The organism is Rhodanobacter sp. Soil_C_14 (assembly GCF_057657335.1).
In genome coordinates this window covers 330,015-349,924 of the sequence record NZ_JBDGIQ010000003.1, presented here as the reverse complement: position 1 = coordinate 349,924, position 19,910 = coordinate 330,015, and the positions used below count along the sequence as shown (strand labels likewise).

The 19,910-nt window shown below is 65.6% G+C and carries 19 protein-coding genes and 4 tRNA genes; 10 read left to right on the top strand and 13 right to left on the bottom strand.

The window, feature by feature from the left end; all coding sequences use genetic code 11:
* Positions 1 to 18 precede the first annotated feature (18 nt).
* From serC to AC3A56_RS10105, 9 genes are all read left to right on the top strand, one after another.
* Positions 19 to 1,107, top strand: coding sequence for a 3-phosphoserine/phosphohydroxythreonine transaminase (serC, locus tag AC3A56_RS10145; protein ID WP_487770228.1), 1,089 nt, complete (start codon positions 19 to 21; stop codon positions 1,105 to 1,107).
* A 93-nt stretch (positions 1,108 to 1,200) separates the two neighbouring features.
* Complete coding sequence (gene pheA / locus AC3A56_RS10140; protein WP_487770227.1) at positions 1,201 to 2,289, top strand: prephenate dehydratase; 1,089 nt, start codon at positions 1,201 to 1,203, stop codon at positions 2,287 to 2,289.
* Positions 2,286 to 3,596 (top strand): 3-phosphoshikimate 1-carboxyvinyltransferase, encoded by a 1,311-nt coding sequence (gene aroA, locus AC3A56_RS10135; RefSeq protein ID WP_487770226.1) that lies wholly within the window; start codon positions 2,286 to 2,288, stop codon positions 3,594 to 3,596. The genes pheA and aroA overlap by 4 nt, the downstream gene beginning before the upstream one ends.
* A 57-nt stretch (positions 3,597 to 3,653) precedes the next feature.
* Positions 3,654 to 4,433: a 3-deoxy-manno-octulosonate cytidylyltransferase gene (gene kdsB / locus AC3A56_RS10130; RefSeq protein WP_487770225.1), complete on the top strand. Its 780-nt coding sequence runs from the start codon at positions 3,654 to 3,656 to the stop codon at positions 4,431 to 4,433.
* 38 nt (positions 4,434 to 4,471) lie between these two features.
* Positions 4,472 to 6,313, top strand: a complete 1,842-nt coding sequence (gene uvrC / locus AC3A56_RS10125) for an excinuclease ABC subunit UvrC (protein ID WP_487770224.1) — start codon at positions 4,472 to 4,474, stop codon at positions 6,311 to 6,313.
* Between the two features lie 72 nt (positions 6,314 to 6,385).
* Positions 6,386 to 6,997: a CDP-diacylglycerol--glycerol-3-phosphate 3-phosphatidyltransferase gene (gene pgsA, locus AC3A56_RS10120; RefSeq protein WP_007808940.1), complete on the top strand. Its 612-nt coding sequence runs from the start codon at positions 6,386 to 6,388 to the stop codon at positions 6,995 to 6,997.
* Between the two features lie 72 nt (positions 6,998 to 7,069).
* A tRNA-Gly gene (locus AC3A56_RS10115) sits at positions 7,070 to 7,145 on the top strand.
* Between the two features lie 126 nt (positions 7,146 to 7,271).
* Positions 7,272 to 7,347, top strand: a tRNA-Gly gene (locus AC3A56_RS10110).
* Between the two features lie 84 nt (positions 7,348 to 7,431).
* Positions 7,432 to 7,505 (top strand) — tRNA-Cys (locus AC3A56_RS10105).
* 96 nt (positions 7,506 to 7,601) lie between these two features.
* Here AC3A56_RS10105 and AC3A56_RS10100 read toward each other — a convergent pair.
* Positions 7,602 to 9,833 carry a putative bifunctional diguanylate cyclase/phosphodiesterase gene (locus AC3A56_RS10100; RefSeq protein WP_487770223.1) on the bottom strand — a complete coding sequence of 744 codons (2,232 nt, stop codon included), beginning with the start codon at positions 9,831 to 9,833 and terminating at the stop codon, positions 7,602 to 7,604.
* Positions 9,834 to 9,958: 125 nt separating this feature from the next.
* Here AC3A56_RS10100 and AC3A56_RS10095 point away from each other — a divergent pair, with 125 nt between their 5' ends.
* Entirely contained in the window at positions 9,959 to 10,345 is a 387-nt protein-coding gene (locus AC3A56_RS10095; protein ID WP_487770222.1) for an HU family DNA-binding protein, read from the top strand.
* A gap of 324 nt (positions 10,346 to 10,669) precedes the next feature.
* On the opposite strand, the gene AC3A56_RS10090 is transcribed toward AC3A56_RS10095, so the two are convergent.
* From AC3A56_RS10090 to AC3A56_RS10035, 12 genes are all read right to left on the bottom strand, one after another.
* The gene (locus AC3A56_RS10090) at positions 10,670 to 11,104 is read right to left on the bottom strand and encodes a hypothetical protein (RefSeq protein ID WP_487770221.1); all 435 of its coding nucleotides are present in this window, start codon (positions 11,102 to 11,104) and stop codon (positions 10,670 to 10,672) included.
* Positions 11,105 to 11,341: 237 nt separating this feature from the next.
* Entirely contained in the window at positions 11,342 to 11,566 is a 225-nt protein-coding gene (locus tag AC3A56_RS10085) for a hypothetical protein (RefSeq protein ID WP_487770220.1), read from the bottom strand.
* Between the two features lie 559 nt (positions 11,567 to 12,125).
* A complete protein-coding gene (locus tag AC3A56_RS10080) occupies positions 12,126 to 13,277 on the bottom strand; it encodes a phage major capsid protein (RefSeq protein WP_487770219.1) in 1,152 nt (383 codons plus the stop codon).
* A 19-nt stretch (positions 13,278 to 13,296) separates the two neighbouring features.
* Entirely contained in the window at positions 13,297 to 13,968 is a 672-nt protein-coding gene (locus AC3A56_RS10075) for an HK97 family phage prohead protease (RefSeq protein WP_487770218.1), read from the bottom strand.
* Positions 13,969 to 14,290: 322 nt separating this feature from the next.
* Positions 14,291 to 16,591: a phage/plasmid primase, P4 family gene (locus AC3A56_RS10070; protein WP_487770217.1), complete on the bottom strand. Its 2,301-nt coding sequence runs from the start codon at positions 16,589 to 16,591 to the stop codon at positions 14,291 to 14,293.
* Complete coding sequence (locus tag AC3A56_RS10065; protein WP_487770216.1) at positions 16,575 to 16,940, bottom strand: hypothetical protein; 366 nt, start codon at positions 16,938 to 16,940, stop codon at positions 16,575 to 16,577. The genes AC3A56_RS10070 and AC3A56_RS10065 overlap by 17 nt, the downstream gene beginning before the upstream one ends.
* Complete coding sequence (locus tag AC3A56_RS10060; RefSeq protein WP_487770215.1) at positions 16,937 to 17,557, bottom strand: hypothetical protein; 621 nt, start codon at positions 17,555 to 17,557, stop codon at positions 16,937 to 16,939. Before AC3A56_RS10060 ends, AC3A56_RS10065 begins: the two co-directional genes overlap by 4 nt.
* Positions 17,554 to 17,865 (bottom strand): hypothetical protein, encoded by a 312-nt coding sequence (locus AC3A56_RS10055; RefSeq protein WP_487770214.1) that lies wholly within the window; start codon positions 17,863 to 17,865, stop codon positions 17,554 to 17,556. Before AC3A56_RS10055 ends, AC3A56_RS10060 begins: the two co-directional genes overlap by 4 nt.
* Positions 17,862 to 18,062, bottom strand: a complete 201-nt coding sequence (locus AC3A56_RS10050) for a DNA-binding protein (RefSeq protein ID WP_487770213.1) — start codon at positions 18,060 to 18,062, stop codon at positions 17,862 to 17,864. Before AC3A56_RS10050 ends, AC3A56_RS10055 begins: the two co-directional genes overlap by 4 nt.
* A gap of 82 nt (positions 18,063 to 18,144) precedes the next feature.
* The gene (locus AC3A56_RS10045; protein ID WP_487770212.1) at positions 18,145 to 18,624 is read right to left on the bottom strand and encodes a hypothetical protein; all 480 of its coding nucleotides are present in this window, start codon (positions 18,622 to 18,624) and stop codon (positions 18,145 to 18,147) included.
* Positions 18,621 to 19,697 carry a tyrosine-type recombinase/integrase gene (locus tag AC3A56_RS10040; protein ID WP_487770211.1) on the bottom strand — a complete coding sequence of 359 codons (1,077 nt, stop codon included), beginning with the start codon at positions 19,695 to 19,697 and terminating at the stop codon, positions 18,621 to 18,623. The genes AC3A56_RS10045 and AC3A56_RS10040 overlap by 4 nt, the downstream gene beginning before the upstream one ends.
* A gap of 88 nt (positions 19,698 to 19,785) precedes the next feature.
* Positions 19,786 to 19,872: transfer RNA gene (locus AC3A56_RS10035), tRNA-Leu, on the bottom strand.
* Positions 19,873 to 19,910: the final 38 nt, after the last annotated feature.

The window sequence follows — 19,910 nt, the reverse complement described above, 5'->3', positions numbered from 1 at the left end:
AACGGGATGCAGGCGCACGTGAGCAGAGTCTGGAACTTCAGCGCCGGTCCGGCGGCCTTGCCACCGGCGGTACTCGAACGCGCACAGCGCGAACTGCTGGACTGGAACGGCAGTGGCGCCTCGGTGATGGAGCAGTCGCACCGCGGCAAGCGCTTCATCGCGATGGCGGCGCAGGCGGAAGCCGACCTGCGCAGCTTGATGCAGATCCCGGCCGATTACGCCGTGCTGTTCCTGCAAGGCGGCGCGACCCAGCACTTCGCGCAGATCCCGATGAACCTGGCCGGCCCGGACGACGGCGCCGACTATATCGTCAGCGGACACTGGAGCGCCAAGGCCGCCAGCGAAGCCGGTGCGTACGTGCGGGTGAATGTGGCGGCCAGCAGCGCCGCGGACGACTATCTCAGGCTGCCGCCGCGTGACAGCTGGCAGCTCGATCCGCGCGCCGCCTATGTGCATTACACGCCGAACGAGACGATCCACGGCGTCGAATTCCATGACGTCCCCGATGTCGGCGAGGCGGTGCCGCTGGTGGCCGACCTGTCCTCGAACATCCTGTCCGAACCGCTCGACGTCAGCCGTTTCGGGCTGATCTACGCCGGCGCGCAGAAGAACATCGGGCCGTCCGGCCTGGTGGTGATGATCATCCGTCGCGACCTGCTGCAGCGTGCGGGCCGGCCGATGGCGCGGATCTTCCGCTACGCCGAACACGCTGCCGCCGACTCCATGCTCAACACGCCGAACACCTGGGGCTGGTACCTGGCCGGACTGACCTTCCAGTGGCTGCTGGAGCAGGGCGGCGTCGCCGCGATGGCTGACCTGAATCGGGCCAAGGCCGGCTTGCTGTATGGCGCCATCGACGGTTCGGACGGCTATTACCGCAACCCGGTCGATCCCGCTGCCCGTTCGCGCATGAACGTCCGCTTCGACCTGCACGACACGGCGCTGGATGCCGCGTTCCTGCAGGAGTCGGACGCCACCGGCCTGCTGGCGCTGAAGGGACACAAGGCGCTGGGTGGCATGCGCGCCTCGCTGTACAACGCGGTGCCGCTGGCGGCCGTCGAGGCGCTGGTCGAATTCATGAGCGATTTTGCCCGCCGGCACGGTTGAGCAGGCGCAGACGGCGTTTTTCAGGCAGGATGCAGCTTCTCCATTTGGACGTCCATCATCCGGACGTCCATTCATCCAGACAGTGATCGCATCATGACCGATTCAAAAACCCCGCTGAGCGAGATGCGCGAGCGCATCGACAGCATCGACCGGCAGATCCAGCAGCTGATCTCCGAACGCGCCAACCATGCGCGCACGGTTGCCAAGGTGAAGGGCGAAGGTCTTTCCGCGATCGACTATTACCGACCCGAGCGCGAGGCGCATGTCCTGCGCATGGTGGTGGACCGCAACGACGGCCCGCTCTCCGATACCGAGATGGTGCGCCTGTTCCGCGAGATCATGTCGTCCTGCCTGGCCCAGGAAGACCCCCTGAAGATCGGCTTCCTGGGGCCGGAAGGCACCTTCAGCGAACAGGCGGTGCGCAAGCATTTCGGTCACGGGGCCTACGGCCTGCCGCTGGGCAGCATCGAGGAAGTGTTCCAGGAGGTCGCCGCCGGGCATGCCGATTTCGGCGTGGTGCCGGTGGAGAATTCGGGGCAGGGCATGATCCAGGTGACGCTGGACATGTTCCTCACCTCCGAAGCCACGATTTGCGGCGAGGTCGAGCTGCGCGTGCACCAGTGCCTGCATTCGCTCACCGGGAAGCCGGAGGACGTCAGGCGCGTCTACGCCCATGCCCAGTCGCTGCAGCAGTGCAAGACCTGGCTGCGCCTCAACCTGCCCGAGGTGGAGTGCATCGCGGTGGGCAGCAATGCCGAGGCGGCGCGGCTGGCCCGCCATGCCGACGATGCGGCGGCGATCGCGGGCGAGACCGCGGGCAAGGTCTACGGTCTCAAGACCGTGGCGAAGGGCATCGAGGATCGCGCCGACAACACCACGCGCTTCCTGGTGATCGGCCGGTCGCTGTTCCCGCCCTCGGGCAATGACCGCACCTCGTTGCTGATCACGGTCAACGACAAGCCCGGTGCACTGTACGACGTGCTCAGCCCGTTCGCGAAACACGGCGTCAGCCTGAACCGGATCGAGTCGCGGCCGGCGCATACCGGCAAGTGGCAGTACGCATTCTTCATCGACGTTTCAGGGCATATCGACGAAGGCTCGCTGCAGGCCGCGGTGCAGGACATCGGCGCCTCGGCGGCCACCGTGCGCGTGCTGGGTTCGTATCCGGTGGCGCTGCCTTGAGCGGCCGGCTCGACTGGAGCAGCCGGCCGGGCGGCGCGTTGCAAGGCAGCGTCACCGTGCCCGGCGACAAGTCGGTGTCCCATCGTGCGCTGATGCTGGCGGCCATCGCCGAGGGCACCTCGCATATTCATGGCTTCCTCGAAGGCGAGGACACCCGGGCCACCGCCGCCGTGCTGGCGCAACTGGGCGTGCGCATCGAGACGCCGTCGGCCGGCGAGCGCGTGGTGCACGGCGTGGGCCTGCACGGTCTGCGCGGCACCACGCTGCCGCTGGATTGCGGCAACGCCGGCACCGGAATGCGCCTGCTCGCCGGCCTGCTGGCGGGGCAGGCGTTCGACAGCACGCTGGTCGGCGATGCGTCCCTGTCGAAGCGACCGATGCGCCGGGTGACCGATCCGCTGGCGCTGATGGGCGCACGCATCGATAGCCATGATGGCCTGCCACCATTGGACGTCCATGGTGGGCAGCCGCTGCGCGGTATCCGCTACGAGCTGCCGGTGGCCAGCGCCCAGGTGAAGTCGGCCCTGCTGCTCGCGGGCCTGTACGCCAAGGGCGAAACGGAAATCATCGAACCGCACCCGACCCGCGACTACACCGAACGCATGCTGGCGGCGTTCGGCTGGCCGATCGTGTTTGCGCCGGGCCACGCGAGACTCGAAGGCGGACACGTGCTGCGCGCCCGGGAGGTCGACGTGCCGGCGGACTTTTCCTCGGCCGCGTTCTTCCTGGTCGCTGCCAGCATCGTGCCCGGTTCGGCGTTGCGCCTGCCCGGCGTGGGGCTCAACCCGCGTCGCACCGGCCTGCTGCAGGCGTTGCGGCTGATGGGGGCGGACATCACCGTCGAACACGAGCGCGAAGCCGGCGGCGAGCCCGTCGGCGACCTGGTGGTGCGCCACGCCGCGCTGCACGGTGTCGAGCTGCCGGAGTCGATCGTGCCGGACATGATCGACGAGTTCCCCGCCTTGTTCATCGCGGCGGCGGTGGCTTCCGGTCGTACGGTGATCCGGGGCGCCGCCGAGCTGCGGGTGAAGGAATCCGATCGCATCGCGACCATGGCTGCCGGCCTGCGTGCGCTCGGCGCGCGCATCGAGGAAACGCCCGATGGCGCGATCATCCACGGCGGCCGGCTGGCCGGTGGCGCGGTGGACAGCCATCTCGACCACCGCATCGCGATGAGCTTCGCGGTGGCCGGGTTGGTCGCCGACGCACCGGTGCGGATCAGTGACTGCAGCCATGTCGCCACTTCGTTCCCGGGCTTCGTGACGCTGTCCAACGGTTGCGGTTTCGACCTGCGCGATGCGGACTGAGCCGCCGCGCAGGCTGTATCTTGGTGGCATTGGTCCGGGCTGCTGAAGGTTTTATCCATGTCGAACGTCGTACCTCCCTTCATCGTGGCGATTCCCGCCCGTTACGGCTCGACCCGCCTGCCGGGCAAGCCGCTGCGCGAGATCGACGGCATTCCGATGGTGGTGCGGGTGGCGCAACGCGCCTTGCAGGCCGGCGCTGCCCAGGTCGTGGTGGCGGTGGACGATGCGCGGATCGCCGATGCGCTGGCCGGGCAGGCCGGCATCGATATCTGCATGACCCGCGCGGACCACGCCTCGGGCAGTGACCGGCTGGCCGAATGCGCGCTGCATTACGGCTGGAGCGCGGACAGCATCGTGGTGAACCTGCAGGGAGACGAGCCGTTCGCCCCGGCCGCCGGCATTCGCGCGGTGGCGCAGGCGCTGGTTGGAGACGACGCGCCGATGGCCACGCTGGCCACGCCGATCATCGACGCCGAGGAATTGTTCGATCCGAACGTGGTGAAGCTGGTTCGTGCGGCGAACGGACACGCGCTGTACTTCAGTCGTGCGCCGATGCCGTGGGCGCGTGATGCGTTCGCCGGTGACCGACACAGCTTGCCGTCGGGCCTGCCGTTCCTGCGGCACATCGGCATCTACGCCTATCGCGCCGGTTTCCTGGACCGCTACACGCGCCTGTCGCGCACGCCGCTGGAGCAGGCCGAGTCGCTGGAACAATTGCGGGTGCTGGAACACGGTCACGCGATCGCGGTGCGACTGACCCCCGAACCGTTCCCGCCCGGCATCGATACCCAGGCCGACCTGGAGCGCGCCGAGCAGTGGTTGCGCACGCAGCACTAAGCCACCATATCGATCGGGCCGCCCTCTAGAATCGTCCCATGCAGCCCGCGCAACCGCCCCCCTTCGACGGCAAGGCCTTCGTCCGTACGCTCACTTCCGCTCCCGGCGTCTATCGCCACTTCGATGCAGCGGGCGAGCTGCTTTACGTGGGCAAGGCCGGCAACCTCAGGAAGCGCGTCAGCAGTTACTTCCTGAAGCCACGGATGGAACCGCGCATCGCGGCGATGGTGGCGCAGATCGCCCGCGTCGAGATCACCGTGACGCGCACCGAAGGCGAGGCACTGCTGCTGGAATCGCAGCTGATCAAGTCGCTGAAGCCGCGTTACAACATCCTGCTGCGCGACGACAAGAGTTATCCATACATCTACCTGTCCAGCGGCGAGGACTATCCGCGGCTGGCCTTCCATCGCGGTGCGAAAAACCTGCCGGGACGCTACTTCGGGCCGTATCCCAGCACTTACGCGGTGCGCGAGAGCCTCAGCCTGATGCAGAAGCTGTTCAAGGTGCGCCAGTGCGAGGACAGCTATTTCCGCAACCGCACGCGCCCCTGCCTGCAGTACCAGATCGGCCGCTGCAGCGCGCCGTGCGTGGGCCTGATCAGCGTGGAGGATTACCGCAACGACGTGCGCCACGCCGAGATGTTCCTGGAAGGGCGCAGCAACGCGGTGATCGACGAGCTGGCTGAGGCGATGGAGCAGGCCAGCAAGGCGCTGCAGTTCGAGCGCGCGGCGAAGCTGCGCGACCAGGTCGCTGCATTGCGCCAGCTGCAGGCGCAGCACCACGTGCAGGGCGCCAGTGCCGACATGGACGTGATCGCCTGCCGCATCGAGGCGGGCATGGCCTGCGTCAGCGTGCTGTTCTTCCGCAACGGCATCAGCCTGGGCACGCGCGAATTCTTCCCGCGGTTGCCGCTGGATGCCGAGCCGGCCGACGTGCTGACGCAGTTCATCGCGCAGTATTACCTCGACCGGCCGGTGCCGCGGGAACTGATCCTTGGCGAGGCGCTGGCGGATCGCGCGATCCTGGCCGAATTGCTGAGCCAGCATGCCGGTCGCGCGGTGGAGCTGAAGTCCAGCGTGCGGGGCGACCGCGCGCAGTTCCTGCAGATGGCCGAGCGCAACGCGCAGGCCTCGCTGACCGCGCGACTGGCCAGCCGGCAGACCCTGGGCACGCGCTTCGACGACCTGCAGAAGCTGCTCGGGCTGGAGGCGCCGCCACGCCGCATCGAATGCTTCGACATCAGCCACACGATGGGCGAACTCACCGTTGCCTCGTGCGTGGTGTTCGGCCCCGAAGGTCCGGAAAAATCGCACTACCGCCGTTTCAACATCGCCGGCATCACGCCCGGCGACGACTACGCGGCGATGCATCAGGCATTGACCCGGCGCTTCCGCAAGGTGGCCGACGGCGAGGGCGCGCGCCCCGACGTGCTGCTGATCGACGGCGGAGGCGGGCAGGTGGCGCAGGCGCTGGACGTGCTGAAGGAGCTCGGCGTCAACGGCATCGAGGTGGTCGGCGTGGCCAAGGGGCCGGGTCGGCGCGCCGGCGAGGAAACCCTGGTGCTGGCGCGGATCGAAGCGGGAAGCCCGGGACGCGAGCTGCACCCGGGCTCGTCGTCGCCCGCGTTGCATCTGGTTGCCGCCGTGCGCGACGAAGCTCACCGCTTCGCCATCAGCGGTCACCGCAAGCGCCGCGAGAAGGCCCGCGAGCGCAGCGTGCTCGAAGACGTGCCGGGCGTGGGCGCCCGCCGCCGCTCGGCGCTGCTGAAGGCGTTCGGCGGCATGCAGGGGGTCGAGGGCGCCGGCGTCGAGGAACTGATGCAGGTGAAGGGCATCGACCGCGGCCTTGCCGAACGGATCTACGCCAGCCTGCATGGCTGAACATCGGCAAACCCTTTCACTCGGCAGTAGCGCATCGGCGTGCGAAACTGGCACAAACCACTGGAAAGAATCATGCGCATCAACCTGCCGACCTGGCTGACCCTGTTCCGTGTTGCCTTGCTGCCGGTGATGGTGGCGGTGTTCTACCTGCCGTTCCCCGGGCACAACATCACCGCGGCGATCGTGTTCGTGCTGGCCGCGATCACCGACTGGCTGGACGGCTACCTGGCCAGGCGCATGAAACTCACCTCGGCCTTCGGCGCGTTCCTGGACCCGGTGGCCGACAAGCTGATGGTGGCGGTGACCCTGTTCCTGCTGGTGGAAGCACACCGCGGCGGCTGGCCGGGCATCGTGATGGCGGTGACGGCAGCGGTGATCGTGGGACGCGAGATCAGCGTTTCGGCGCTGCGCGAATGGATGGCCGGAATCGGCATGCGCGCCACGGTGAAGGTCGCCTTCATCGGCAAGTTGAAAACGGTGATGCAGATGGTCGCGCTGGTGGTGCTGATCGTGCAGCACGAGAAGGCCGCCGAGGCGTTGCGGCTCTATCACATCGGCGAAGCGCTGCTGGTGATTGCCGGCGTGCTGACGATCTGGTCCGGCCTGACTTATCTGCGCGCCGCGTGGCCGCTGCTCAGCAGCGACATGCAGGAGCCGTCGCCGGTCGACAAGGCCGGGTCCTGAGCAGGTGGTTCGGGTTGTTGCAAATCCGGGCTTGACGATCCGCCATCACGTATTAGAATGCGCGGCTCCAATGCGGGAATAGCTCAGTTGGTAGAGCACGACCTTGCCAAGGTCGGGGTCGCGAGTTCGAGTCTCGTTTCCCGCTCCAGTTCGAAGACGAGGCCCCGACGTGTTCGGGGCCTCGTCGTTTTCGGACCGGATGAAATCCCTTGCCGAATTTGCCATCAAGGCTATTCACAAGCGCGTTCATTCTGGTATGATTCACGGCTCCGATGCGGGAATAGCTCAGTTGGTAGAGCACGACCTTGCCAAGGTCGGGGTCGCGAGTTCGAGTCTCGTTTCCCGCTCCAGTTTCAACGCAGAACCTCGGCTTTCCGGGGTTTTGTTTTTTCGGGACAAGCTGCGATCATTCCGGTCGCGTTTATCGAAGCAATGGCCTGGTGGCAGAGTGGTCATGCAGCGGACTGCAAATCCGCGTACGCCGGTTCGATTCCGACCTAGGCCTCCATTGCCCGATTGGCTGCCATGCAGCCCTGAAACCCGCCGCTGGCGGGTTTTTTGTTGGCCACGCCACTGGCCATGCGTGCTCGCGTTGCAGCCGGAGTCAGGCGCCGGCGGGGGCGACATCCACAGCAGGTGCGGCGGCTCGTTGACCGACCCAATGCCGGAAGTCGTCCGCCACCAGCGGTCTGCAGATGAAGTAGCCCTGCATCAGGTCACAGCCCAGTTCACGCAACACGGCTTCCTGTTCGGCCGTTTCCACGCCTTCGGCAATCGTGGTCATGCCGAGGCGACGGCCCACGTCGATCACGAAGCTGGCCAGCGGATCGGCAATGGTTGCCTGCAGCGCGCCGATGAAGGAGCGGTCGATCTTCAACTCGTCCAGGGGCAGTTGCTGCAGATAGGCGAGCGAGGAATAGCCGGTGCCGAAATCGTCGAGCGCCAGGCGGAAGCCGATCGCGGAAAGCTGCTGCAAGGTGCGCAGGGCCGCGTCGAAGTCACCGAGCAGGGCGCTCTCGGTCAGCTCCAGGGTAAGCGTGGAAGGCTCGATGCCCGCTGCGGCCACCTGCTCGGCGATGTTCGACACGAACTGCGGGTGGGCAATTTGCCATGGGCTGATGTTGATGGAGATGCGCCCACCGAAATCGATGTCCTGCTCGCGCCACTGGCGGATGTGCCGGCAGGCGCATTCGATCGCCCACGTACCGATGGCGTGGATCAGGCCGGTTTCCTCGGCGATCGGAATGAAGATGGCTGGCGAAACCTGCCCCAGACGGGCGTGGTTCCAGCGCAGCAGCGCCTCGGCGCCCACCAGCGCACCGTGCATGTCCACCTGGGGCTGGAAGTGCAGCGAGAAGTCCTGCTGTTCCAGTGCCGTGCGCAGGCCGCGTTCCAGCTCCAGTCGTTCATCGGCATCGCGTTGCATGTGCGGCAGGAACAGACGCGCCGCATTGCGCCCGGTGGACTTGGCGCGATACAGGGCGATGTCCGCGCAGCGAACCACGTCAGCTGCGCCCTGGCCATGCTCGGGGAACAACGCCACGCCGATGCTGGCGCCCACGCCGAGCACGCGATTGTCGATCGCCAGCGGCGCGGCGAGTCGCTGCAGCATCCCTGCGGCGACATCCATCGCCCGGGCCGCGGCATCGTCGGCGCTGGTGCTGGCGGGTCCCAGCAGCACCACGAATTCGTCGCCACCGAGGCGGGCCACGGTGGACGCGGCAGGCGCCACGGAGAGCAGGCTGTCGGCAATGCTTTCCAGTACGCGATCGCCCACGTGATGCCCCAGCGAGTCGTTGATGGTCTTGAAGTTGTCGAGGTCGATCATCAGCACGGCGCCGTGCTGATGCGACTGCGTGGCATCGGCGATCAGGTCGGCCAGGGTGTACAGCGCGCGCAACCGGTTGGGCAACCCGGTCAACGCATCGTGGTAGGCAGCGTGGCGCAGGTCGAGTTCGGTCTCGCGGCGAATGTCCGCTTCGGCACGCAACTCCCTGGCCGTGCGTTCGAGCTGCAGGGTGTGCGCGTGCATCTGGCCAGCCAGGGAAACGCCCATCAGCAGCACGAAGGAAAGAAAGGCGAACGCGTCCAGCGAAGGGTAGGGCTTGCCCAGCGTGCTGACCACGATGGCGCCCCACAACAGCGCGACAAACTGGATCAGCAGGCACAGACCCAGCAAGGCGCCACGTAGGCGCTGGCCTTCCCGGTACTGTCGCCATGCACGGTACAGCGCCCACAGGAAGATCGCGTAGCTGGCCCAGCGAAAGGCATCGCCGCCGAATGAACGCGTGCCGTCCAGGGTGAACAGCGACTCTCCCCAAGGCAGCACCAGCGGTATGCCTTCGCGCAGCGTCGTGTCGAACGCCGTGTACGGCTGGATCAGGTTGAGTGCGAACATGCCTAGCGCGGCGAAACAGACGGCACCCAGGACGGCGCGTTTCGCCGGCCTGCCGGTGTAGCAGCCGACGAAGACCATCAGCGCCGGCATCGCGAGGATCGCTGCGCCAGTGACCATGCGCAGGCCGCGAATGGCGGGCACCACCGAGTCGGCCGCATTCATCAGTGCGTTGCCCAGCGCCAGCGTGGCGAGGCAGGTCGCCAGCACGGCAAACGCGAGGTGGGTGCGGTCGTGCCGTTGGCGCGCACCGATCACCAGGAACTGTACGGCAGCGCCATAAGCCAAGGCAGCCATCGCCAGCAGTGCGGCAGTGAAATAGCCAAAGCCGGGGTGATCCACCACCGCCATCCGATTCCCCCGATCCGCCTCGGTCGGCGGATTCATGGCGCGTAGCGTACGCCATGACGGCTGGAAAATGACCTTCGCGGGCGACTGCATGCATTTTTCCTGCAGGAATCGATGATTTTCATGCGAGACCCGTTGGCGGAACCCTTAAATTCCCCTACATTCAGCGTGCCGTGAGGCAATGCATCCATCCATCACACCTAGACGAGGGGAAATCCATGGCAAAGGCACAGAAAGCAGCAGCCAAGAGCAAGCCGGCACCGAAGGCGAAAGCCGCAGCGGCCGCTCCGAAGCCGATCAAGGAAGCGCTGAACAAGTCCAGCCTGGTGGCGCATATCGTGGAAGCCAGCGGCGTGGTCGCCAAGGACGTCCGTGCCGTGCTCGCAGCGCTGGAAGGCGCGGTTGCCGGTTCCGTGCACAAGAAGGGCGCCGGTTCGTTCCAGCTGCCGGGCCTGCTGAAGATCACCGCGGTGAGCGTGCCGGCCAAGCCGAAGCGCAAGGGCATCAACCCGTTCACCAAGGAAGAGCAGTGGTTCGCGGCCAAGCCGGCATCGGTCAAGGTCAAGATCCGTCCGCTCAAGAAGCTGAAGGATGCCGCGGCCTGATAGCCACGGGTTACCCAGCGTCTGTCATGAAGGTGCGGCGGCTTTGTCCGCCGCACTTTTTTTGGCGCGCAGAGCAGGCGTGAAAAAGATCAGGCGTGGAGAGCCGTGTGGTGCCCGGACCCGGGATCGAACCGGGATACCCGTGAGGGTGAGGGATTTTAAGTCGCAGGGGGTAGCTATTGGCTGCAGTTGAACATCGTTGCAATCAATAGCTTACTTGTTGATGACGGTGGGCGATCGTCGGCAATTCTGGCTCGCCGTGTCCCATGAGTGTCCCATGGGTGCTGTCGACTCTGGCTGCGCTTTCTCTGCGTTCGTTCGATCCTACAAACCAGAAGGCAGCTGCAGGCCTTTGTCCTGTGTGACTACAGGGATAGCGTCCAGCTCCGCTCCCAGTTCCCGCTTTGCGATTTCGGATTCATTCCTGAATCTTGCCTCTGCCACATCTGCGGTCAGGACTTTATTTTCCACCTTGATGAAGGTCTCTTGCGAGCACCAATACTGCGCGGCCCGCACGGCCTTCAATTTTGACACCACGCTCGGGTAGTTTTTGAGCCTCTGCACCCAGACGCTGTAGGTCTTCGCCGACTCGTCAAAAGTATGGTCCGCGTCGCTTTCTAACCGTTGCCAGCTCAACGCTTCAGAGCCAACGCGTTTCGTTCCGTCGGAAAGCAGGGAAGCTCGCGCCATGTTGCCCATGCATGTCATGTCGAACATGGCATACGCCACTTGGATGCTAGCCCGATCGGCCTTGCTCACCCCCAAGCTACTCGGTGGAACGCCAGCACCTCCGTTCGACGAAACGCTAGAAGAAGTCGTAATGGCCTGCGCCGGTGGCGTCTGCCCAGGCTGCTTACTGGCGAGGGGCGTTGCGCTTGGCGCGTACCCATTTCCGCACCCCGCCAGCACCAAGACCGACGCAGCGACAAATATCCTTTTCATGTTTTCCTCCTTCGGCGTCGTAGTGGTGCCGCGTGAGGATAGAACGCCACGGGTTCAATCGTCGAACGGGTTGCGCGCCTTCGCCGGTGGCGCAGCCGCCACGCGCGACGCATCGGCAGGCGACATGCCCAGCGCGGCTAGCATCATCGTCAGGCGCGACAGCTTTGCCGGGTGCATCGCTGACGGGTCGGCGCGGAACTGCACCAGCAGATGCGCCGCTACTTCGATCCACAGACGATCCCGGTCATCGCGCAGCACATCCTTCGGTGCGCACTTCACGATGTATTTCCAAGCCTGCTCGAAGGTCAGGGAATGGGGCTTGGGCGGCCGTCCGATGGGTTTGTGCGTGGGTGCGTCGCTACGCCGCCGGGATGGATCGTGCTTCCAGGCGCCGGAAAGTTCGAGCACGTTGGATGGTTTGCGGTGTGCGGCCATCGCGGGGAACTCCAAGTAATTTCATGTGCGGACGCGTGAAAACGGTTGCCCGCACGGTCAGGAAGGGAAGACGAAATAACTCTACTTCCGCCCTCCGGGGGTGGGGTGGGCACCGCTCCGGCACTCGGCCCGGCGCAGCGTGTGCAGCGCAGTCAGCGCGGCGCGACGTGTGCAGCGTGGTCAGTAGTCGGTGTGTGCATGGTGGTGGTGTGTGGGTGCATGGTGGTGTGTGGGTGCATGGTGGTGTGTGGGTGCATGGTGTGCGGGGCGCATGCAGCAAATAAAAAAAAAAGCCCCGGCTCGTGTGAGGAACGAACCGGGGCGTGCAGTGTCACGGCCATGACGGTGGCCGCCACTACTGCCCGGGGTTATAAGGGCACTCGCCGGGCTTACCCCTTGCCGCTTAGGTGCTCGGAGCCAGATCCACACTCAGCACCGCGCCAGGCGAGAACACGGCCAGGCCCATACGGCCTTCCGCCAACACCGTCACCATATTCGTGGTGAAGTTGCTGCCGTCCTCGCGCGACGTGGCGACGATAATTTCCTGCCGGTCGAGCAACGCTACCTGCGACACGTCCAGCACGATCGCCGTCCCGACCGCCAGCGACGCGCTGGTGATGACCGGTACGCTCCATAGTGACGGCGGCGCGGGGTCGCGCGGACTCCCCATCAGATAGCCGTCGTTGCTGGTTCCGCGCGCGCGCTGGATAGCGCCCCAGTCCGTCGGGTTGAGGATCACGACGGCGGGGTTCCAGCCGTTCGCCTGCAGCTCGGTAATGGCCTCGCCGATCATGTCTTGCGCTTCGGTACTGGTCGGCGTGAACGCGGTGGCAAAGCTCAGCAGGCCCTTGACCTGACCGGCGCCCCCGGCACCGTTGATCAGCTGCGACTCGCCCTTGGCCAGTACGCCGTAGTTCAGCAGGTTATTGAGCTGCAGCGACAATGCCGGAGCGTCGTCGAGCACTTGCTGCGATGCCTTCACGTAGTGCGCGATGGTCGCAATGTTGGCGGTGACGACCTGCGTCGGCATGGTGGCCGCGGCCTTCGCATCGCCTTCCTTTGCCTGCACCGCTGCCGCATTGGTGTAGCCATTCAGCTGCATGTACTCAAACGTGCCGGTGGTGACCGGGATGCTCGGCAGTACGTCGAACAGCGACAGACGGGGCTGCGGGTTGTTGCCCAGGCCCGCCCAGCGTTCGGGCTGGACACTGTACGCATTGTCCCCGACCTGCCCGACGCCGGTGTTGCTGATTGCCTTGCTCAGCAGCTTGAGCCCCGCCGTCTTGAGCGATACGCGGCCAGTCGTCGGGCTGCCGTCACGCATGGCCTGAAGTTGCGCCGACTTGACGAACTCGACCACCGGCGACGGGCCAGCGTCGAAGGCGCCCCGGTTGCCGTTGGCGAGCTTGCCCGCGACTTCCTGCTCGATGCCGGCCAAGCGTGCGGCCAGTTCGCTGTTTTCGTCGCGCACCTTTTTCAACTCGACGCGATCGGCCGCGGCCTTGGCTTCGATTTTTTCCGCGTGCTCGCGGAGTGCTTCGGTAATTTCGTTCATGGGTGTTTCCTCGAATGGGTTAGGACAGGCCCAGCGCGCGCCGAATATCGGCGGATCGCGGGCCAGGGTTGGCAGCAGGTGGCGGCGCATCGTCTCGACGCATGGGCGCGGCATCTTCTCGACGCAGCGCAGGCCAGCCCACGGCAGCCAGGGTTTTTGCTTGCCGCGCACTCAAGCCCAGCGCCTCGCGCGCTGCAGCCTCGAATTCGCGCACTGTGGCGCACTCTGAAAAGTGCTTCACGGATGACACAACGGCGGCCGGATTGTCAGCCACCGGCACAAGGGAAATTTCGTACAGGTCCACCGCGTGGATCGTGCGCACGCCGGTGCGCGCGTCGAACGTGGCGCCACCATCCGGCACGACATAGCCGATGGACAGGGACAGGCCGCCCAGCTTCGCCAGCTCGTACGCGATCGCGCCGGTGGGCGTGGCGATGGCGATGGCGCCCTCTACCTCCAGGCCGCGTGCCGTGGCGGTTGCGCGCGTGATAGCGCCGACGGGCTGGCCTTGGTCATGCAGGTACAGGAGCGGAATCCGCCCACCACGCGCGGTCCATGCGGCAAGGGTGGCCTCCCACGCCGACGGTGGGATCACGTCGCGCGAGCGGTCCAGATCCGGGGTGCTTGCAAAGCCGGTGAAGGTGCCCGCCTCTGCAGCAGGATCGGCGGCAAGTTTCAGGGAAATGCGCATTTTTAATTCATCCCGAACAGTAATTGAGGCGACGTAATAGCACGTCGTTTCGTCATTATCAAACGCCTAATTAAAATGACAGATTCGACATTATCAAAGGCGCTTGCTTGCCAGTGGCTCGCCCAAACCTCACGCCGGCACAGGCCGCCCGGTGACGGGGATGGCAGCCAGTGACGCAAGTGACGGTTACGCACGATTTCCGGTAACTTCCTATATATTTTCCTTCCTATGGAGACTTTGCCGGAAAAACGAATAACCGTCACTTGCGTCACTGGCTTCCGTTCACACCCGTGCATATCCGTACTATTCGCCATCGCCGAAATTATTTTTCCGCCTCAGAAATTATTTTTCCGCCGCCGGACATAATTTCTAGAGCGCCGCGGAAAATTTTTATTCCGGCCCAGCGCCGCGCCGCGCCCGTCCTTGCCTGCTCGAACCCCCGTTCGGTCAGCCGCAAGCCCAGGTCGCGCTGCGAGCGCGGGCGCTCCCCGTTCAGGGCGCACCATGCCGAATAGCTCGCGTACAGCTCCGCCGCCGGTATCGTGGCCGCAGGATCTTCGGTGCAGCACTCGGCCAGCCACGCCCCGACTTGATCGGACGCGCTGCGATACTCGGCGGTGGCGGCACGCACCGCGGCCGGTGTGCGGAAGCCTTCGCGCCCATACGCCTGCAGGCCGCGCCAGCACCACGCCAGGATGCCAGGCAGCTCCGCGCGCAGCTTCGCTGGCAAGTCCGGGTCGCGGCGCTCAGGTGGCACCGTGACGGTGAACGGGATCAGGCGCAGGCGCCGCCAGATGCCCTCATCGGTGCCGGCGACGCGCGGCCGGTGATTCGTCTGCAGCATTAGCAGGTGGGTCGGGTCGAACTCGAAAGCGGATTGGTACAGGCGTCGTGCGTGAACGCGGTCGCCGCCGGTGAGCGCCTTAACCTGTTCTTCGTTTAGGCGTCCGAACTCGCCGGTCTCGCTCACGACGACAAGGCGCCGCCCCTGCAGGTCGGATGTAGCGCTGGCGTGTTGGTCGGCACTGCGCTGGATCAGCAGGCCCGGCGCGGCGCTGCTCGCATACTCCCCGAGCATGGATTGCAGGGCGCCGATGAACGTGCTTTTGCCGTTCGCGCCGCTGCCGTACAGGATGGGCAGCAAGTGTTCGCCGCGGCGCCCGCTCAGGGTGTAGCCGGCCAGCTTCTGCACGTAGTCGATAAGGTCCGCATCGCCGCCCAGGATCTCGGCAACAAACGCGGTCCAGGTCGGCGCGGGCGCGGTTGCGTCGAAGTCGCATCCGGCCACCTTCGTAACCCGGTCGGCCTGCAGGTGCGGGCGCGCGGAGCCGGCGCGCAGATCCAGCACACCATCGGGCAAGCCCAACAAATCGGGGTTTGCGTCCAGATCTGCCGCCTTGCAATTCAGCAGCGCGGCGGCCATGCGCAAGGATGGCTCCAGCACCTTCTCCGATTCGCTTAGGCTCGCCCATTTGAAGCGCTCGACCAGTGCTTTCTCGCGCAGCTCACGCTGTGGCTTGTCGGGCGCAGCGGCAACCCAGTCGCCCATGCTGACTGCTTCGGCCGCGATGATGCGCCCCAGTCCCTGCACGATGCGGCGCGTGGCCAGTTCGTCATGTTTCCATGGCGGGGACCAGGTGTGCCAGCCGATGCCCTCGACGTACAGCAGCCGATCGCCGTAGTGCTGCACGATGCGATGGGCGTTCGACAGATGCGAACACGGGGAATGGGCGCCCGCGGGCTTGCCCGGTGTCGTCGTCGTGCCATCGGCCAGCACGCGCGCGGCGGCGGCAAGCATTGAGCGGGGATTGATCCACCTGGCGCGCGCTGCACGCGCGAAGATCGCGGCTGGGCCGGTCGAATCGTGGCCGATCGTTTCCCACGTGTCGGGATCGCGCTGCGGGTCGTGCTTCGGGCTTGTCGCGCTCCATTCGATCCACAGATCTCGGCCCACATCGCCCAGCGGGCGCAGCGCCGCGCCGACAGCAATCCAGTCCGTGCGGTTGTCCGCGGGGAGCGCAGCGAGCGCGCTGCGCAGGTCGTCCAGCAGCTCGGGAGTGGGCTCGACGCTGGCGGGGATAGCTGGCGCCGCTGCCGCCGTGGGCGCGGCCTCCAGTGCTAGGCGCAGCATCCAGTCAGGCGCTGGCGCGACGGGCGCCAGCCTCCCCCAGCGATACGCGCCGCGGTCGGTCACGCTCGGAGGCGAGACGACAAAACCACCGGCACCACGAATGTCGAGACCGGCGCCCAGCTTGCCGGCGCTATTCCGCACGGGCTCCGCGCTGGCGAAGTAGAGGTGACGCCCGCCGCTGGCCGTGACGGTTTCGAGCGTGGCGGGCAGTGGCCCGTGTGCAGCTTCCAGCGCGGCCAGGGACGCGGCGCCGCTCTTGCCGTCGGTGACGTCGACGTCGAGCACAAACACGCCCGCGCCGGTAGCAATGCCAACGTTTGCTGCGGGCGTTTCTGCCCACCACGCTACAACGGTCGCCGCGTCACTGGTGGCGCGCTCGGGCCAACGTTCCAACATCGGGAGTTTCGAGCTAGGGCGCAAGGGAAGCACGCGCCAGCCCACGCGCGCGAGGTCAGCGGCAGCGGTGGCGAGTGCGCTAGTCGGCGAGTTCATCAAGATTCCCTTTAAAGAGGCGACTCAGCGCGGCCAGAGAACAGGCGAGCTCGGCGTTCAAGCGTTGGGCACCGTGTACGGAGTCCGGTAGCGGCACGCACTGCAGCCAGCCGGTGGTGTTTGTACGGAGCGCACGGGCCGTTGTGGCGACGTGCTGTGCGAGCGCTGTGGCAGTGCGTGCCGGTGCGCCGAATCCTTCACCGGCGCCCAGTTCATTCACCCGCCAAACCAGCTCCGCAAGGCGTTCGGCGACATCCAGCACCTCGCCCAAGCTCGGGCGGCGGCAGTCCCACGCGGCAGTCCTGGCGGCTATCCGGGCGGCCTGTGCCGCAACTGTCGCGGCGGTCATGGCTTCACCGGTTTTGCGATGGCGTCACGGGCCGCGCGAACCGCCCGGGGCGAACACAGCGGACGCTCACGCCATAGGTAAAGGCGATTGAACGCGGCCAACATACGGCGCCAACATTTCACGGCGGGGATTAATTGTGCCCAGCTCCACAAGCCCACGCCCAGGGGCATCGGGTTTTGCGGGCATTCTTCGCGGTCCGTCAGCTCGACGCGGCATTCCTCGATTTCAGCCGGCACGTCTGCGGCGTGACCTGCGCGTCGTAGCGCGGCCGCAATATCGCCGCTGCAATGGCCCAAGCGCCGCAATGCGGTTTCGCGGGCCTTCGCATTGGCGCGGGTCCAATCCATGCCGCGCCGGATCATGACGGCCGTATCGCAGCCATTGAATCCACGGGTCACAAGGTCTGCGAGTATGGCGAGTCCTGCCGAACCCGCGGCGGTGTGCGCGAGCGTGGCCGCGACGGTGGCCGCCATGAAAACCGCAACATCGTCGGGGTTGTCCGGGGCGTTACGGCGAACGATGGCAGACCATGCGTGGAGTTCAAGGGGGAACCCGGGGAACGCGCTTTGCGACCAATCCACACCCCAGCGGTGGCGAAAATCGACGGCGCCGCTCATAGCTCTACCGCCTCGCCCATGCTTCGGGCGATCATGTCGAGTGTGGCGACAAGGGCGGTAATCGCCGCGTAATGTGCATCGGTGCGCGCGAAATACTCGAAGATGTCCACGAAAAATCGTGCTTTCGTCGGGGTGGCGTGCTCGACGCGAATACGCAACAGCTCTGCCTGTATATAAGCCGCCACAGTCAGCGGCACTTCGGGGAAGGTTTGATACATCGCCCTTGCCAGGGCGTCCGCGCGGTCGCACAGCAAATCGTGCGCGGTGCGTTCGGGGATGGGCGGTGGCGGCGGCAGCGGGGCGTTCATGCCGCCACCTGCCCGGCTTGCTGCTCGTCTATCCAGCGGCCGAAGGCGTCAACGTCGATGTACACGCGGCGGCCGATGCGGACGATTGCCGGCTGCAGGCCGTTGGCTGCGGCGTTGAAGATCCACCAGCGAATTTGCGATTCGGTGAAGGGCGAATCAGCCGCGAACTGTGAAACCGATTTCAGATTGCGTTGCATGTCCGTCTCCGCACTTGATGGCCATAGTTGGCCGGTGTGGAGATGGTCCTAGGGGGTCTAGGACGAGATAAACGGGGGGCTTTTACGTCCGTGCTTGGTTTGCTTTCACCCTCAGATAAATGCCCTTGATGGTGCTTGCGCTCAAATGGAACTCTGCGGCGGCCTGCTCATAGATGTACGTGATGGTCGGGCGCGGGGGCTTGGGTCCGTACTTGGTTTCGATTTCCTCACGCCGATATTCCAGCAAGTCCCACCAGGTCACACGGTCGTGAACGAACCAGTACAGCCTTTCGTCGCGCAGATCATTTCGGGGCCGTCCGGTCGTCGGCTTGCTCATCATGGCAACATCTGCGGCCACACCTTTTCCCATGCTTTTGTGCATATCGGCGAGGAACGCGCGTACCGCTGCAGTGTCGGTTCCTTCCTCCAAGCAACTGGCCAGAAAAACGTGTAGCTCGCGCACGGCGTCACTGTCCCCGCCGTCTGCGAGCTCTGAAAGTTTCCGCAGCCGTTCGTCCTGCGCAGCTAGGAAGATCTGCTCCCGGGTGAGGTACTTCGTCATTCCTCGCCCTCCAAAAACTTGCCCGCCATGCGCTCAAGCACTCCGCGCGTGTGGTCTCCGGTCATGTGCGAGTAGCGCCGCGCCATGACCAGCGTGCGATGGCCCAGCGCCTCGGCAACTTCGGCGAGGCTCGCGCCGTTCATCGTGAGATAACTTGCCGTCGTGTGGCGCAGGTCGTGGAATCGGAAGTCGACCAGCCCGGCCGCATCGCGCACCTTCGCCCACGGCTTATCCAGATTGGCCGGCGCGTCGTCACTGCGGCCCTTGAAGACCCAGCCGGATTGCGTCGGGTCGCGGTCGAGCTGCGCGCGCATGGCAGCCACCGCAGGCCCCACGATCGGCACGCGGCGCGGCTCGCCGTTCTTGGTGTCAGGGAAGTGCAGGGTGAGCCGGTCGAAGTCGACATGCTCCCAGCGCAAGCCGTAGATGTTGCTTCGGCGCGCCCCAGTGGCCAGCGCGAGCATGACGGCGCAGTAGATGTTCGGATCTTCGCTGGCGCGGCACGCGGCCAGCAACGCCTTGCGCTCGTCATCAGACAGGAACCGCACCACGCCCGCGCCCTCGCTGCGCTTACTGATTGCCAGCACGGGATTAGACGGCAACCAGCCAAGCTCTTTCCACGCCCACTTGCAGACGGCTGACAGGGCGGCGAGATAGCGGTTCACGGTGGCGCCCGACAGTGGCCCGCCGCCGCGCTTGGAGGGTTGCGTGGATAGCTCGGCGCGATAGCCGACGACCGTCTGCGGTGTGAGCTTGTCCAGCGTCACGAACCCGGCGCGATCTTTCCACCACTGCAGCATGGCGGTGACCTTTGCACCGTCCTTGTTGTTCGGCTTTACGGGGAGATATTCGGCGGTGAACTTGTCGATCAGCTCGGCAAGCGTGCGGCGGCGATCAGCAGTAGTCGGCACATATGCGCCGTGCCCCATGTCGCTCTCGGCTTTCGCTGCCCAGGCGGCTGCATCGGTCTTGCGCTTGAACGTGCGCGAGCGCGGACGCTCTCCACGGACGCGCACCTTCACCTGATAGCTCGTTGTCCCGTCGCTCGCGACTCGTCGAACAATGGTGGCCATGATTGTCCCTTGTTGGGCGTTGTGTCCCGTGAGTGTCCCATGGGAAACGGCGCTGCAACAAGCTATCTCGGTAAGTCATTGTTTTTACTGGTGCCCGGACCCGGGATCGAACCGGGATACCCGTGAGGGTGAGGGATTTTAAGTCCCTTGCGTCTACCAGTTTCGCCATCCGGGCCGGATGTCGGAGCGAGCTGCAGCACGGCTGCAGGCGGC

What these genes read in the sequence shown, in the direction of transcription:
- pheA (WP_487770227.1), top strand. Translation starts at nt 1,201, where the DNA reads ATGACCGATTCAAAAACCCCGCTGAGCGAGATGCGCGAGCGCATCGAC.
- kdsB (WP_487770225.1), top strand. Translation starts at nt 3,654, where the DNA reads ATGTCGAACGTCGTACCTCCCTTCATCGTGGCGATTCCCGCCCGTTAC.
- uvrC (WP_487770224.1), top strand. Translation starts at nt 4,472, where the DNA reads ATGCAGCCCGCGCAACCGCCCCCCTTCGACGGCAAGGCCTTCGTCCGT.
- pgsA (WP_007808940.1), top strand. Translation starts at nt 6,386, where the DNA reads ATGCGCATCAACCTGCCGACCTGGCTGACCCTGTTCCGTGTTGCCTTG.
- AC3A56_RS10100 (WP_487770223.1), bottom strand. Translation starts at nt 9,833, where the DNA reads ATGCAGTCGCCCGCGAAGGTCATTTTCCAGCCGTCATGGCGTACGCTA.
- AC3A56_RS10095 (WP_487770222.1), top strand. Translation starts at nt 9,959, where the DNA reads ATGGCAAAGGCACAGAAAGCAGCAGCCAAGAGCAAGCCGGCACCGAAG.
- AC3A56_RS10080 (WP_487770219.1), bottom strand. Translation starts at nt 13,277, where the DNA reads ATGAACGAAATTACCGAAGCACTCCGCGAGCACGCGGAAAAAATCGAA.
- AC3A56_RS10075 (WP_487770218.1), bottom strand. Translation starts at nt 13,968, where the DNA reads ATGCGCATTTCCCTGAAACTTGCCGCCGATCCTGCTGCAGAGGCGGGC.
- AC3A56_RS10070 (WP_487770217.1), bottom strand. Translation starts at nt 16,591, where the DNA reads ATGAACTCGCCGACTAGCGCACTCGCCACCGCTGCCGCTGACCTCGCG.
- AC3A56_RS10065 (WP_487770216.1), bottom strand. Translation starts at nt 16,940, where the DNA reads ATGACCGCCGCGACAGTTGCGGCACAGGCCGCCCGGATAGCCGCCAGG.
- AC3A56_RS10060 (WP_487770215.1), bottom strand. Translation starts at nt 17,557, where the DNA reads ATGAGCGGCGCCGTCGATTTTCGCCACCGCTGGGGTGTGGATTGGTCG.
- AC3A56_RS10055 (WP_487770214.1), bottom strand. Translation starts at nt 17,865, where the DNA reads ATGAACGCCCCGCTGCCGCCGCCACCGCCCATCCCCGAACGCACCGCG.
- AC3A56_RS10050 (WP_487770213.1), bottom strand. Translation starts at nt 18,062, where the DNA reads ATGCAACGCAATCTGAAATCGGTTTCACAGTTCGCGGCTGATTCGCCC.
- AC3A56_RS10045 (WP_487770212.1), bottom strand. Translation starts at nt 18,624, where the DNA reads ATGACGAAGTACCTCACCCGGGAGCAGATCTTCCTAGCTGCGCAGGAC.
- AC3A56_RS10040 (WP_487770211.1), bottom strand. Translation starts at nt 19,697, where the DNA reads ATGGCCACCATTGTTCGACGAGTCGCGAGCGACGGGACAACGAGCTAT.